We start from the raw sequence: 14,517 nt of genomic DNA, 5'->3' as shown, positions 1-14,517 counted from the left end.
ATCGCGCGCCCCCGCTGGCACCAACATAGCCACCACCGTTGCAAGGTATGCCCCCATGAAAGCTCAAGCCCGCCATATTCTGGTGAAAACCTCGGAAGAAGCCGAGCAGCTCAAGCAACGCATCGCCAAGGGCGAAGCCTTTGATGTGCTGGCCAAAAAGTACTCCACCTGCCCGTCCGGCAAACGCGGCGGCGACCTGGGTGAAGTGCGGCCCGGGCAAATGGTCGGGGTCATCGATGCAGTGATCTTCAAAAAACCGCTGCGGGTGGTGCATGGGCCGATCAAGAGCAAGTTCGGGTATCACCTGGTGCAGGTGTTTTACCGGGACTGATGGGTTTGGCTTGAAGGCCCTGTGGCGAGGGAGCTTGCTCCCGCTGGGCTTCGTAGCGGCCCCAATTTACGGATGCTGCGCCCCCGAACGGGAGCAAGCTCCCTCGCCACAAAAGCTTATTTCAATCTTTGGGGATCAGCGCTCCGGGCACTTGAATCACCCGACTCGCCAACCGATGCCCCGCTTCAGCGGCCTCAACCGCACTCCCGCCCTTGAGCCGACTGGCCAGATACGCCGCGCTGAACGAATCCCCCGCCGCCGTGGTGTCCACCACCCGTTCGACCTTCTGCGCGGGCACCTCGAACGACTCGCCATCACAGCGAATCAGACACGCCTCGGCACCACGCTTGAGCACCACTTCGGGGGTGCCGATCTGCTCGTAAGCGGCAAACACCGTCTCGCAATCGGAAAAATGAAACAACGCTTGCTCGTCATCGACCGTCAACAACGCCAGGTCAACATAGGGCAAGACGCTGCGATAAGCCGCCCGCGCCTCTTCGACTGTCGCCCACAAGCGTGGCCGGTAGTTGTTGTCGAACACAATCCGCGCATCCCGCTGCCGGGCCTCAATCAGGGTTTCCAGCAACTTCTCTCGACCTTGCGCGCCGAGCACCGCCAGGGTGATGCCGCTGAAATACAGCACGTCGTAATCCGGCAGCGCCGCCAGGATCGGCGCGGCGGCCGGGGTCGTGAAGCAATCGCGCACGGCCGCTTCGTTGCGCCAATAGAGGAAACGTCGCTCGCCGGCAGCGTCGGTCTGGATGCAGTACAAACCGGGCAGTCGACCAGGCAGGCGCTGGACCATGCCCAACCCGATGTTTTCGTCGGCCCAGGTCTGGCACATGGCATCGCTGAAACTGTCGTCGCCCAGCGCGGTGACGTAATCGACGACGCCGCTCGTGCCGAGTTCCCGGGACAGGTAGACCGCGGTGTTCAACGTATCGCCGCCGAAGCTCTGTTGCAGCGTGCCATCGGCGCGCTGTTGCAACTCGATCATGCACTCGCCGATCAGGGCGATGCGCGGGGTGTTGGGGCCGAGGGTGTTGATGGTGTTCATTGTTTTTGTCGTCTCTGGTGTAGCGATGTTGTCTGGGAGCCCGTTATCGCCAGCAAGCCGGCTCCTACAATGGAATGCGTTTCCCCTGTAGGAGCCGGCTTGCTGGCGAAGGCCGCACCTCGGTCTCTCAACCTTTAGAAACAGGTTTCCATGGTTTCGATGACGTTCATCTGCTCATCCACCAGACACCCCGTGCGCCACTTGTCGAACGTCAGGCACGGGTGCGAAGTGCCGAACGAAATGATGTCGCCCACGCGCAACTCAACCCCCGGTGCCACAGTCATGAACGCGTGCTGGTCCATCACCGCCGTCACTTTGCAGGCGCTGACATCGTCGCCGGTGGCAGGCACCACGCCGGCCTTGTAACGTAGCAGCGGCACCGGCAAACCGGCGTCGTAAGCCACGTCGCGTTTACCCAGGGCGATCACCGCGAAACCTGGCTCCGGCAACGACTGCACATGCGCCCAGACTTCCAGCGCCGGGCGCAGGCCCTCGTGCAGATCGCTGCGGCGTTCAAGCACGCAGCATTGCGCTTCTTTGTAGATGCCATGGTCGTGAGCCACGTAGCTGCCCGGGCGCAACACGCTGAGGAAACGTCCAGCCGCGTTCTGCGCTTCGAAGGACTCAGCGATCAAGTCGTACCAGGCTGACCCCGACGCGGTGATGATCGGCTTGGGAATGGCGAATGCGCCGCTGTCCTGCAACTGCACAGCCAGGCGCACCAGAGAGGCGGCGAATTCACGAATGCCCGTGACCGCATGATCACCGTGGATCACGCCTTCGTAGCCTTCGATGCCGGTCAGCGCCAGCGCCGGTTGGGCGTTGATGGCTTTGGCCAGCGCGATCACTTCCTCTTCACTGCGGCAACCGCAACGACCGCCGACCACGCCGTACTCGATCATCACGTTCAGGCGCACACCGCGCGAGGCGAAATACGCGCCCAGGTCAGCGACGTTGTCCGGGTGATCGACCATGCAATGGAAGTCGAACGTCGGGTCCGCCAGCAAATCGGCGATCAGCGTCATGTTCGGTGTACCGACCAATTGGTTGGCCATCAGCACCCGACGCACGCCATGGGCATAGGCCGCGCGGGTTTGCGTGGCGCTGGCCAGGGTGATGCCCCAGGCGCCGGCGTCCAGTTGGCGACGGAACAGCGCAGGCGTCATGCTGGTTTTGCCGTGGGGCGCGAGTTCGGCGCCGCTGTTGCTGACAAACGCCTGCATCCAGCGAATGTTGTGCTCCAGCGCTTCGCGGTGCAGCACCAGCGCCGGCAGGCTGACGTCGCGTACCAGGCTGGCGCCGGTCTGGGCAAAGCCCTTTTCCACGGCGGCGGTATTTTGGGCAGAAGACATGGTCGAACTCCTCACATTCACGGCTGCAGACAGCCGCTGTTATTCGTTGATACGCCGGGCCAGGCTATTGGCGCTTTCGATCAGCACCCGGCGATAGTCGTTGTAATTGTTCTTGGCGTCGTCCCGAGGGGCGACGATGCACAGGGTCGCAATGGCCACGCCACTCGGGTCTTTGACCGGGGCGGCGAAGCAATGGGTGAAGGTGTCGGCGACGCTATCGAAAGAGAAAAAGCCATCGATACCGGCCTGACGGATTTCCTTGAGAAACTGCTCCAGCGGCAGGCGTTCGCCGTCGGGCAGGATGAAGTCGTCGTGGTCGATAAGGTCGATGATCTCCTGATCACTCAGGTGCGCCAGCAGCAGGCGCCCGGACGCGGTCCAGGGGATTGGGGCGTTCTCGCCGATGTCCGAGGAAATACGGAAATGCCGCTCGCCCTCTTTCATCAGCGCCACGGTGTATTTGCGCCCGTTGAGCAGGCACATCTGCGCGGTTTCATGGGTCTGGCTGACGATTTCCTGCAAGGCGTGATCGGCCTCGCGGGTCAGGTCGAAATGGCGCAAATGCGCTTGCCCGAGAAAGTACAGCTGACGGCCGAGGTAGACGTGACCGTCCTTGCCCACGGGTTCGAGAATGCGTCGTTCCAGCAGGGAAGCAACCAGTTCGTAAATCGTGGATTTCGGGCTGTCGATGCCGCTGGCGATTTCATTCGGGCGCAGCGGTTTACCGACTTCCTTGAGGAAATCGAGGATGTCGAACGCCCGGTCGAGACCGCGTGCCCGGCGCTTGATGGTGTCTTCGGTCATGTCAGTGGTTCCCATAAAAGTGCCGGGAGTTTAACCAGAGTGCGGTGGCGACTGTTAGGCCGCCATCTCTGGCAGGTCAGCTCCCACATTAGATTGCGTTCCCCTGTGGGAGCTGGCCTGCCAGCGATGGGCGCGCCGCGGTTCAGGCCTTTTTCTTGTACGCGATGCAGTCGATCTCGACCTTGCAGTCGACCATCATGTTCGCCTGCACGCAGGCCCGGGCCGGTGCGTGCTCGCTTTTGAAGTACTCGGAGAAGACCTTGTTGAAACTGGTGAAATCCCGCGGATCCTCCAGCCACACGCCAGCACGCACCACGTCTTCGAGGCCATAACCGGCCTCTTCGAGAATAGCGATCAGGTTCTTCATGGTCTGGTGAGTCTGCTCGACGATGCCACCGGTAATGATCTCGCCGTCCACCGCCGGCACCTGCCCGGAAACGTGCAGCCAGCCATCGGCTTCAACGGCTCGGGCGAAAGGGCGAGGCTGACCGCCAGCGGCGGTGCTGCCGGTGCCGTAACGAGTAATGCTCATGAGTGTTTCTCCTGATTGAAAATGGAAATTTTAAAACCGCGTGTTCTTGAGAAATTCAGCCAGACGCGGCGATTGCGGGCGTTCGAACAGTTCCTTGGGAGGCCCCTGCTCTTCGATCCGCCCCTGATTCATGAAAACGATCTTGTCCGATACCTCGAAGGCAAAACGCATCTCGTGGGTGACCAGCAACATGGTCATGCCCTCATCGGCCAGGCCCTTGATCACGTTTAGCACTTCGCCGACCAGTTCCGGGTCGAGGGCCGAGGTGACTTCGTCAAACAGCATCAGGCTCGGGTTCATCGCAATTGCCCGGGCAATCGCCACACGCTGTTGCTGACCGCCGGACAACTGGCCGGGGTAGTGATCGCGGCGTTCCAGCAAGCCAACCCGCTCCAGCCATTTTTCCGCCAGTGCCACGGCTTCGTCCTTGTGCAATTTTTTTACCTTGAGCAAGCCGAGGGTGACGTTTTGCAATGCGGTCAGGTGCGGGAACAGGTTGAACTGCTGGAACGCCATGCCGGTCATTGCCCGGTGCCGGGCGATGACTTTTTCCGGGTGACGCACACGCTTGCCGTTGACCTCGTCATAACCGATGGACTCTCCATCGAGCACAATCTGCCCGCCCTGGAATTCTTCGAGCATGTTCACGCAACGCAGCAGCGTAGTCTTGCCCGAGCCGCTGGAGCCGATCAGTGTGACCACGTTGCCGCGCTGCATGCTCAGGTCGACGCCTTTCAGCACTTCAAGCTTGCCGTACTGTTTGTGCAGGCCGCGAATGTCCAGCAGGGCCTGGTTTTGTGTCGAAACTTGAGGTTGAGTCATGGCAAGGCCACCCGCTTTTCAATGTGCCGGCCGAGTAATTCGATGGCGTAGTTGATGACGAAAAACAGAAATCCGGCGAACAGGTAAAACTCGAGGGTCATGAAGGTGCGGGCGATGATCTGCTGCGTGCTGAGCAGCAATTCCGCCACACCAATGACCGACAGCAAGGTCGAGGCCTTGACGATTTCGGTCGACGAGTTGACCCAGGTCGGCAGGATCTGCCGTAACGCCTGGGGCAACAACACGTAGCCGAGGGATTGATAAAACGTCAGGCCGATGGCCTTGCTCGCTTCCATCTGGCCACTGGGCAACGCTTGCAGAGCGCCGCGCACAATCTCCGCCACGTGGGAGCCGCAGAACAGCGTCAGCCCCAAGGCGCCGGCCTGAAACGCGCTGATCTGCCAACCCACCGCGGGCGCCATGTAGAAGCAGGCCAGCACCAACACAAACACCGGCGTGCCGCGAATAATGTCCACGTAAAACCGGAACGGCGCGCGCATCCAGAACTTGCCGTACGTCAACACCAGACCGGCGACAATGCCGACCATCGTGCCCAGCAAAATCGCCAGGGCCGAGACCTGCACACTGGTCAAAAAGCCCTGCCACAGAACTTCCCGCGCCACCCACAACTCATGCAACCAACTTGGGGATTCGTACATGGGGGCCTCCTATCGGCGGATCGCCAGACGCTGCTCGAGGTAACGCAGCATCATGGCAATGAGGTAACAGGCCGCCACATAGAGCGCAGTGGTCACCAGCCAGGTTTCGATCACCCGGTAGCTCTCGACATTGATCTTGCGCGCGTAATAGGTCAGCTCCGGCACCGCAATCGCGGCGGCCAGCGAGGTGTCCTTGAACAGCGAAATGAAGTTGTTCGACAAGGCCGGCAGCACATTGCGCAGCATCACCGGCACGGTGACGTAGGCCTTGACCTGCCACTCGCCGAGACCAATCGCCAACCCGGCTTCACGCTGGCCCTTGGGAATGCTCAACAAGCCGCCACGGAACACTTCAGTCAGGTACGCCCCCGCATACAGCGACAGGGTGATGATGAACGACGGGATCTTGTCCAGACGGATCCCCAGGCTCGGCAAGGCGAAATAGATCAACAGAATCAACACCAGAATCGGCGTATTACGGATCACCGTTACGTACACCGACGCCAGCCCCCGCAATGCGCGGTGCTTTGACAGCAAAGCAAACGCCATCATCAGGCCGATCACGCAACCGATGGCGATCGACACCAGCGCCAGCTCAAGGCCCAGAGCGAGCCCCGCCAGCAAGGTGTCGAAATCGCGCCACACGGCGGCAAAGTTCAACTGATAGTTCATGGTCAGCAGTACCTTGAACGGGGCGCGTCATCAGCGCCCCGCTCTCACGGGATCATTTGAATTCGACAGGGAAACCGATGGCCGGGGTCGGCAGGTCTACGCCGAACCATTGCTTGAAGGACGCCGCGTAAGTCGGGAACTCAACGCCGGTCATGGCTTCATGCAGGGTGGTATTGACGAAGTTCAGCCAGTCCTGATCGCCGCGTTTGACCGCGCAGGCGTAAGTCTGCGGGCTCCAGGCGTAGGCCGGGCTGCGATAGCGGCCAGGGTTCTGCACCATCAGGTATTTCACCGACGATTGATCGGTGGCGGCGGCGTCGGCACGGCCGGAGTTCACGGCCTGATACATCAGATCAACGCTGTCGTACTGATCGACCTTGGCCTTGGGCAAGGCTTGATGCACCAGCTCTTCGGCGTACACGTTCTGCAGCACCGCCACGGTCACGCTGTCATTGGCGGCCTTGAGGTCGTCGATTTCCTTGTACTTGCTGCTGGCCGGCAGCAGCAGGCCAACGCCTTCGCGGTAGTACGGCAGCGTGAACGCCACTTGCTGGGCCCGGCTGGCGGTCACGGTGATGAACTGGCAACTGATGTCGACCTTGTCAGTCAGCAGGTTGGGAATCCGCGCATCGGAGGACTGCACCACGAACTCAACCTTGGCCGGGTCGTTGAACAACCCCTTGGCGATCATGCGCCCGATGTCGATATCAAAACCCTGCAACTTGCCATCCGCTCCCTGGAAGTGCCACGGCGCATTGGTACTGCCCGTGCCCACAATCAGTTTCCCACGGGCCAGCACGCTATCGAGCTTGCTGTCCGCCGCCTGGGCGACGCCCATGGCAGCAGCCGAAGCTGCGACAAGAAAAATACACGCTTTAAACAAGGAAGGTCGGCGATGCATGGCAAGCACTCCAGGGTGATGTTTATTCCGTTATACCGGACATTGGTATGTAACAGCGGAATAGACAGCAGAAAGTGTGCCACAGGTTGTGAGCGGAATGTTGGGGAGATTGAAAAGTGATTTGAATCAAATGGATGGGTGAACGTTAAACATTGACGTTACGAAACGCACAGGGGAATGAACGCTACCGTTGGCTACAACGGTTCGGGTACTTGCACCACATTCGTCGTGAGGCGATTCAAATTGGAGAAGTGTGGTACCTGTAATTTCTGACAGTAGACTCACCCGCCTCCGCGCCTTTAACGTCGACAGACGCTCAATGCACAGAGAAAAAAGGAGGTTTCAATGCGCTCGGTAAACGCCCTCAAACAGCTGGCTCCGGTCTATCGCAAAGCCCTGAAAACCTGGCGCCCAGTGATTTTGTACTTCGGCAGCCAGCACTGTCCGGCCTGCGAAATGGCCGGGCCGATCTTCCGTCAGATTGCCGAGGCCTATCGGCATCAAGCGCACGTCTACATGCTGAACACCGATGAATCGCCTCGGCATCTGTGCGTCACCGGGACTCCGACCGTGCTGTTTTATAAAGACGGGAAACTGGTGAAGAAGCTCAAGGGGATTGGGACTGAACAAACGTTGAAAGAGGATTTCGCCAGGCACATTGGCAAGGTGAAACCGGCAAGGGTGAAGCGTAAACCGACGCATGATCTTGCTTGGTTGCGGCAGACCTTCCGCAGGCTGTGCACGGTGCCTCGCGCCACTGAGCGGTTTAATCGTCGGGTTAGCTGTTAGGTTGGGGCATTTGTGAGGTTTGGTAGATTACTTTCGCGAGCAGGCTCGCTCCCACAGGGATCTTGTGAACACTGAAGATTCAATGTGGGAGTGAGCCTGCTCCGGGCGGCGTTCCGACGAAAGTTTTTCCCTTAGCGATTTTTCACTTGCTCGATGTACCGAGCCACCGCCGCCGACTTCTCGAACCGCCGATGAATCAACGACAACCACGACGTCGCCTCGCAGCCCTTGATCGTGCGGTACACCACGCCGGGCAACCCGACATGCCCGACCACCGACTTCGGCACGACCGCAACGCCCTGCCCCAGCGAAACCAGCGCGATCACCGCCACCAGCCCACCCGGCTGTGCGCCCAGTTTCGGTGCAAACCCGCCGTCGGCGGCGACTTGCAAAGTGCCGCTGATTTGCTCCGGCAAAATGAACGTCTCGTTTTGCAAATGCTCCGGAGCAATCTCCGGCAGTCGGCACAACCAGGACTCGGAAGACAGCGCCAGCACAAAGCCTTCTGAGTCCAGACGAATAGCCTCCAGGCCGTCGGGCAGGGTCATCGGTGAACGGACATAACCCACATCGAATCGCCCCTCGACCACCATGGTCGGCAATGACGCCATGGGGCTTTCCCGCACATTCAGGCTGACGTCCGGGCACTCACGACTGAAGGCCTGCACCTGTTTTTGCAGCAACCCCGAGTACACCGCCGACGCCACGTAACCGAGTTCGATATGACCAATATCCCCACGTCCGGCCCGCTGTGCATTTTGCTGAGCGAATTCGAACTGTCGCACCGTCGCCTCGGCCTCGATCATTAGCGCGGCACCGGCCTCGGTCAGGCTGACTTCACGTGTCTGGCGCACGAACAGTCGCGTGCCGAGCTCGTTCTCCATGTCCTGGATCTGTCGAGTCAAGGTCGGCGGTGCGATACCGAGCTGCTCGGCGGCGCGAGTGAAATTGCCTTGCCGGGCAACGGCCAGGAAATAGCGGAAATGCCGTATGTCCATGGGTGTATTAGCTCAAAGGTAATGAAGACCCGATGCCTGGCTAACAAAGCCGATAATCGGCCGCGATAAGCTCATTGGCAATCACAGTAGAGAGCCAACGCCATGTCCGTCAAACCCCTTTTCGCCGCCGCAGCCAACGATCTTGCCCAAAAGGCAATCACGTCATGAGCCGGGTTAGTCCACGCCTGACACTGCTGACGGCCTCCGGCGTGTGCTCGCTGATCGTGCTCGACACCAACATCGTCGCCGTCACCCTGCCGACCATCGCACGGGACCTGGGCGCAAACTTTGCCGACATTGAATGGGTGGTCAGCGCGTACATGCTGGCGTTCGCGGCCTTGTTGCTGCCAGCCGGCAGCATCGCTGACCGTTTTGGCCGGCAGAAAACCCTGCTCTGGGGGCTGGGGATTTTCATCCTTGCCTCCATTGGTTGCGGCGCGGCGCCCACGGCGTTGTTCCTAGACATCGCGCGGGCGGTCAAGGGCGTCGGCGCGGCATTATTGCTGACGTCGGCCCTCGCCTCCATCGGCCACACCTTTCACGATGAAGTCGAACGGGCTAAGGCCTGGGCGTTCTGGGGCGCGTGCATGGGCGTAGCGATGACCGCCGCACCGACGGTCGGCGGGGTAATCACCGAATACATCGGTTGGCGCTGGATCTTCTACCTCAACCTACCGGTGGGCGCGTTTTTGATGATCATGGTATGGCGCGCCGTGCCGGAATCCAGGGACACCCAATCGGCGCGCCTCGATCCCTGGGGCAGCCTGGCATTCAGTGCGAGTTTGCTGTGCCTGATCTGGGGTTTGATCGAAGCCAACCGGATCGGCTGGAGCAACCCACTCACCTACGCCCGGCTCATCGGTGGCGCACTGCTGTTGGGGTTGTTTGTGCTGATTGAGCGGATGCAGCAGCGGCCAATGGTCGACCTGCAATTGTTCAAGCATCCGCGTTTCATCGGCGCCCTGCTCGGCATGTTTGCCTATGCCGGTTGCGCCCAGGTGATGATGACGCTGCTGCCGTTCTACTTGCAAAACGGCCTGGGCTTCTCGGCCATCGCGTCGGGGCTGGGAATGTTGCCGTTTGCCGTGACCATGCTGATTTGCCCGCGAATCGGTGCGCGGCTCGCCCATCGATATGCCCCGGCCACGCTCATGGCGGCGGGTTTGACCCTGGTCGGTAGCGGCAACCTGCTCAGCGCCTGGGCCGTCAGCAGCGGCGGCTACCTGCCCTTCGCGCTGGCCATTGCTGTGACGGGCGCCGGTGCCGGCCTGCTCAATGGCGACACGCAGAAAAACATCATGGCCTGCGTCCCCCGCGAGCGCACCGGCATGGCCTCGGGCATGAGCACCACCATGCGTTTCAGCGCGATCGTGCTGGCCATCGGTGTCTTTGGTGCGTTGCTGTCCAGCCATACCGAACTGTTGTTGCGCACCGGCCTGTCGACGCAGGGCACGCAATGGCTCGGCCAGACCCAAGGCATTGCATCACGGGTGGTCGCCGGTGACATGACGGCGGCGATGAACCTGCTGCCGGAAACCGCGCGTGCGTTGGTCGAGCCACTGGCGCGTCAGGCCTTCGTCGGCGGCTTCAGCCTGCTGCTTCTGGTCGCCGGTTTGCTGGCTTTGCTGGGGGCACTGGTGGTCGGCACGCTGATGCGCAATCCGATCCCGGCACCGAAAAGTTTTTCCCTGAGCCTGGAATAAACCCCAACGGGGCTCGTCGTACTGCCACTGAAATCGTTCAGTAGCCACTACGAGAGCCCCATCATGAAACGCATTCTGTCCGCCCTGTTTCTCATCAGTCTGAGCGGTGTTGCAGCGGCCGCTTCCGTCGACAATTCCAGCACGCCGAAAGTCGAGGACTACAAGTATTCGACGCCGCTCCATATCGCCAAAGTGCTCAACATGACTCGCGACGATGGTTGCGGCCCCCTGCCGCGGGAGATGACCTACATTGATACTGCGGGCACCACCCACGTCCTGCGCTACCAGGCCTTTGGCGAAAACTGTCTCGGGCAGAACTAATGCTTGATCGACGCCAGCACCCGCTCGGCATTCTCACCGCAGGCCATTCCTTCGGGCCGTGCCTGGATGTTTTCGATCAACCCCAGCAGCTGCGCCTTGCTCTGCGCCAGGTGCAGTTGCATCGCTTCGATCTGTTCGACTTTGCGCCCCAGGCTCGCCACCAGTTCATCGTGCTTGAACTCGCCTGTCACCGTGTCCGGCAACAATAACTTCAGCTCTTCGAGGCTGAACCCGGCCTGCTGTGCGCACTGGATGATCTTCAGGGTTTGCAGGACTTGTGGCGGGTAACGTCGATAGCCGTTGGCCAGGCGTTCCACTTGCCGGATCAGGCCTTGAGCCTCATAAAAGCGAATGCGCGATGCATTCAACCCGCTCAATTGCGCCAATTCACCAATCTTCATCCCGGCCTCATCTGCCTGCTTGACATTAAAGTTAACTTTAAGCTTAGCCTCTCTGCATTACTGATGAGGAGTCAAGCATGTCGCCCTTTCAAACGCTGAATTTGCCCAACGGCCAGACCCTCGGCAATCGCATCGCCAAAGCCGCGATGGAAGAGAACCTCGCGGATACCGGACAAGCGCCATCCAGCGCACTGTTTCAGCTATATCAAGCCTGGGCCGAGGGCGAAGCGGGTCTGCTGCTGACCGGCAACGTGATGATCGATCGCCGCGCCATGACCGGCCCCGCAGGCGTGGTGCTGGAAGACGAGCGACATCTTGAGCAGTTCCGTCAGTGGGCCACCATCGGCCGCTCCGGTGGCGCGCATTTCTGGGTGCAGCTCAATCATCCCGGCCGCCAGACCATGGCCAACCTCGGCCAGCAAGCCTGGGCGCCGTCGGCCGTGGCGCTGGATCTGGGTTCGTTCTCCAAGCTGTTTGCCGAACCCAAACCGATGTCGGAAAGCGATATCGCCGAGGTCATCCAACGCTTTGCCACCAGTGCTGCACTGGCGGAAAAAGCCGGTTTCACGGGTGTGCAGATTCATGCGGCGCACGGTTACCTGATCAGCCAGTTTCTCTCGCCATTGACCAACCGTCGTAATGATCGTTGGGGGGGCTTACTGGAGAATCGCGCCCGGCTGTTGCTGGCCGTGGTCAGTGCTGTTCGCCAAGCCGTATCGCCACAGTTTTGTGTCGCGGTAAAACTCAATTCCGCAGACTTCCAGCGCGGCGGGTTCGACGCCGACGACGCCCGGCAAGTGATCCAGTGGCTCAACGCTCAACAGATCGACTTGCTGGAACTCTCCGGGGGCAGCTACGAAGCGCCGGCCATGCAAGGCGAAGCCCGCGACGGCAGAACCTTGGCCCGGGAGGCGTACTTTCTGGAAATGGCCGGCGAACTGGCCAGCGTTGCGAGCATGCCAGTGATGGTGACAGGCGGGATCCGACGCCTGGCCATCGTCGAACAGGTGCTCGACAGCGGCATCGCCATGGCCGGCATTGGCACGGCGCTGGCCATCGAACCGCAGCTGGTCAAACGCTGGCGCGAAGGCCAGAACAGCCACCCGCAATTGCCGCCGATCCGCTGGAAGCGCAAACCGCTGGCCGCCCTGGCGAGCATGGCCGTGGTCAAGTTCCAACTGCATCGCCTGAGCCGCGGGCGCAAGACCCGGCCACAGATTTGGGCGATATGGGCGTTGATTCTTGATCAGCTGTACATCGCCCGGCGCACGCGTCAGTACCGGCAGGCGATGGGCAAGTAATCTCAAATCAGGGTGAGTCATGGTTGCCGCAGCGTTGTCCTCTTTTAACCCCCGAGGACAATTCATTGATCACTGGAGCACCCCATGGCGAAAATCACCCTTGCCCGGCAACTGGCAACCACCCTTGAACAGGCCGGCGTGAAACGCATCTGGGGCTTGACGGGCGACAGCCTGAACGGCCTGACCGAAGCCCTGCGGACCATGGACAGCATCGAGTGGATGCACGTGCGTCACGAGGAAGTTGCGGCGTTCGCTGCGGGTGCCGAAGCGGCGGTCACCGGGGGACTGGCGGTGTGCGCTGGCAGCTGTGGTCCCGGCAATCTGCACTTGATCAACGGGCTCTTTGACTGCCACAAAAACCATGTACCCGTGTTGGCCATCGCCGCGCAGATTCCGTCCTCGGAAGTGGGCCTCAATTACTTTCAGGAGACCCACCCCCAGGAACTGTTCAAGGAATGCAGCCACTTCATCGAGCTGGTCAGCAACCCGGCGCAGATGCCACAGGTGCTGCACCGGGCGATGCGAAGTGCAATCCTCAATCGCGGTGTCGCAGTGGTGGTGATTCCAGGCGATGTGGCGCTGCAGGAAGTCGAAGACAACCTCAAGCCCTGGCCGGCGCTGTCGAAACCTCGCACCCTCCCCGCGCCTCACGACCTGGATCGGCTGGTCGAATTGCTCAATCAAAGCAAAGCTGTAACGTTGATGTGCGGCGCCGGCTGCGCGGGGGCTCACGATCAGGTGGTGGCGTTGGCCGACGCGCTCGGTGCGCCAGTGGTGCATGCGTTGCGCGGCAAGGAGCACGTGGAGTGGGACAATCCGTTCGACGTCGGTATGACCGGGCTGATCGGTTTCAGCTCTGGTTATCATGCGATGCTCAACTGCGACACGCTGGTGATGCTCGGGACTGACTTTCCCTATCGGCAGTTCTACCCAACCGACGCCACCGTCATTCAGATCGACCATGACCCGCAAGCCCTCGGGCGGCGCGCCACGCTGGATTTGGGCATCACCGCCGACGTCGGCGAAACCCTCGCCGCGTTGCTGCCGCGCCTGCCTTATCGTGGCGACCGGAGCTTTCTCGAGTCATCCCTCAAGCACTATCAAAAGGCCCGCCAAGGGCTGGATGACCTGGCTCAGCCGTCGGCGTCGGGCCGGCCGATTCATCCGCAGTACCTCACTCGCCTGCTCAGTGAGCTGGCCGATGACGATGCAATCTTCACCGCCGACGTGGGCACGCCGACCGTTTGGGCCGCACGCTATTTGAAAATGAACGGCAAGCGTCGACTGCTCGGCTCGTTCAATCACGGCTCCATGGCGAACGCGATGCCCCAGGCCATTGGCGCGCAAGCGGCGTTTCCCGGGCGACAGGTGATTTCGCTGTCCGGCGATGGCGGTTTCAGCATGTTGATGGGGGATTTCATCTCGCTGGCGCAACTGAAGCTGCCGGTGAAAATCATCGTCTACGACAATGCCTCGCTCGGGTTCGTGGCGATGGAAATGAAATCCAGCGGGCTTCTGGATACCGGCACCGACCTGCACAATCCGGACTTCGCGGCGATGGCCAATGCCATGGGGATTCTGGGGATACGTGTCGAGGAATCCGAAGCGCTGGAATCGGCCTTGCGCCGGGCGCTGGCGCATGACGGGCCGGTGCTGGTGGACGTGGTGACCGCGACCCAGGAACTGGCGATGCCACCGACGATCAAGCTGGAGCAGGCCAAAGGGTTCAGTTTGTACATGCTCAAAGCGGTGATGAGCGGGCGTGGGGATGAGGTGATTGAGTTGGCGCGCACGAATTGGTTTCGCTGACGCGCCTGAACCGAGTCGCCCCTTTCGCGAGCAAGCCCGCTCCCACACTGGATCTCTGGCGTTCA

General features: G+C 60.8%; 16 protein-coding genes. 6 read left to right on the top strand and 10 right to left on the bottom strand.

The window, feature by feature from the left end; genetic code table 11:
* Positions 1-55: 55 nt before the first annotated feature.
* Positions 56-331, top strand: coding sequence for a peptidylprolyl isomerase (locus ACA068_RS14115; RefSeq protein WP_007898282.1), 276 nt, complete (start codon positions 56-58; stop codon positions 329-331).
* Between the two features lie 121 nt (positions 332-452).
* Here the strand turns inward: ACA068_RS14115 and ACA068_RS14110 are convergent, their stop codons facing one another.
* From ACA068_RS14110 to ACA068_RS14075, 8 genes are all read right to left on the bottom strand, one after another.
* Positions 453-1,388 carry a sugar kinase gene (locus ACA068_RS14110; protein ID WP_497310368.1) on the bottom strand — a complete coding sequence of 312 codons (936 nt, stop codon included), beginning with the start codon at positions 1,386-1,388 and terminating at the stop codon, positions 453-455.
* 134 nt (positions 1,389-1,522) lie between these two features.
* Positions 1,523-2,740 (bottom strand): amino acid deaminase, encoded by a 1,218-nt coding sequence (locus ACA068_RS14105; RefSeq protein WP_497310367.1) that lies wholly within the window; start codon positions 2,738-2,740, stop codon positions 1,523-1,525.
* Between the two features lie 39 nt (positions 2,741-2,779).
* Positions 2,780-3,544: an IclR family transcriptional regulator gene (locus ACA068_RS14100; RefSeq protein ID WP_497310366.1), complete on the bottom strand. Its 765-nt coding sequence runs from the start codon at positions 3,542-3,544 to the stop codon at positions 2,780-2,782.
* Between the two features lie 142 nt (positions 3,545-3,686).
* Positions 3,687-4,076 carry a RidA family protein gene (locus tag ACA068_RS14095; protein WP_497293752.1) on the bottom strand — a complete coding sequence of 130 codons (390 nt, stop codon included), beginning with the start codon at positions 4,074-4,076 and terminating at the stop codon, positions 3,687-3,689.
* Positions 4,077-4,106: 30 nt separating this feature from the next.
* On the bottom strand, positions 4,107-4,898 hold the full coding sequence (locus ACA068_RS14090) for an amino acid ABC transporter ATP-binding protein (RefSeq protein ID WP_497310365.1): 792 nt from the start codon (positions 4,896-4,898) through the stop codon (positions 4,107-4,109).
* A complete protein-coding gene (locus tag ACA068_RS14085; RefSeq protein ID WP_497310364.1) occupies positions 4,895-5,557 on the bottom strand; it encodes an amino acid ABC transporter permease in 663 nt (220 codons plus the stop codon). Before ACA068_RS14085 ends, ACA068_RS14090 begins: the two co-directional genes overlap by 4 nt.
* A 9-nt stretch (positions 5,558-5,566) precedes the next feature.
* Positions 5,567-6,229, bottom strand: a complete 663-nt coding sequence (locus ACA068_RS14080; protein WP_497310363.1) for an amino acid ABC transporter permease — start codon at positions 6,227-6,229, stop codon at positions 5,567-5,569.
* A 52-nt stretch (positions 6,230-6,281) separates the two neighbouring features.
* Positions 6,282-7,130 (bottom strand): transporter substrate-binding protein, encoded by an 849-nt coding sequence (locus ACA068_RS14075; RefSeq protein ID WP_497310362.1) that lies wholly within the window; start codon positions 7,128-7,130, stop codon positions 6,282-6,284.
* A gap of 345 nt (positions 7,131-7,475) precedes the next feature.
* Between ACA068_RS14075 and ACA068_RS14070 the strand changes: the two genes are divergently transcribed.
* Entirely contained in the window at positions 7,476-7,919 is a 444-nt protein-coding gene (locus ACA068_RS14070; protein WP_497310361.1) for a thioredoxin family protein, read from the top strand.
* A 131-nt stretch (positions 7,920-8,050) separates the two neighbouring features.
* Here ACA068_RS14070 and ACA068_RS14065 read toward each other — a convergent pair whose 3' ends face one another.
* Entirely contained in the window at positions 8,051-8,917 is an 867-nt protein-coding gene (locus ACA068_RS14065; RefSeq protein ID WP_497310360.1) for a LysR family transcriptional regulator, read from the bottom strand.
* Between the two features lie 164 nt (positions 8,918-9,081).
* Here ACA068_RS14065 and ACA068_RS14060 point away from each other — a divergent pair, with 164 nt between their 5' ends.
* Both ACA068_RS14060 and ACA068_RS14055 read left to right on the top strand, forming a co-directional pair.
* Positions 9,082-10,620 carry an MFS transporter gene (locus ACA068_RS14060; RefSeq protein ID WP_497310359.1) on the top strand — a complete coding sequence of 513 codons (1,539 nt, stop codon included), beginning with the start codon at positions 9,082-9,084 and terminating at the stop codon, positions 10,618-10,620.
* Positions 10,621-10,683: 63 nt separating this feature from the next.
* Positions 10,684-10,941 (top strand): DUF2790 domain-containing protein, encoded by a 258-nt coding sequence (locus ACA068_RS14055; RefSeq protein WP_497310358.1) that lies wholly within the window; start codon positions 10,684-10,686, stop codon positions 10,939-10,941.
* Here the strand turns inward: ACA068_RS14055 and ACA068_RS14050 are convergent.
* The gene (locus ACA068_RS14050) at positions 10,938-11,342 is read right to left on the bottom strand and encodes a MerR family transcriptional regulator (RefSeq protein WP_403098155.1); all 405 of its coding nucleotides are present in this window, start codon (positions 11,340-11,342) and stop codon (positions 10,938-10,940) included. The genes ACA068_RS14055 and ACA068_RS14050 overlap by 4 nt on opposite strands.
* Before the next feature lie 77 nt (positions 11,343-11,419).
* Here ACA068_RS14050 and ACA068_RS14045 point away from each other — a divergent pair, with 77 nt between their 5' ends.
* On the top strand, positions 11,420-12,643 hold the full coding sequence (locus ACA068_RS14045; protein ID WP_497310357.1) for an NADH:flavin oxidoreductase/NADH oxidase family protein: 1,224 nt from the start codon (positions 11,420-11,422) through the stop codon (positions 12,641-12,643).
* Positions 12,644-12,727: 84 nt separating this feature from the next.
* Entirely contained in the window at positions 12,728-14,452 is a 1,725-nt protein-coding gene (gene poxB, locus ACA068_RS14040; protein ID WP_497310356.1) for a ubiquinone-dependent pyruvate dehydrogenase, read from the top strand.
* The last annotated feature ends 65 nt before the right edge of the window (positions 14,453-14,517 follow it).

This window comes from Pseudomonas sp. LBUM1660, assembly GCF_059695935.1.
This window is presented reverse-complemented; position numbering and strand designations above follow the sequence as displayed.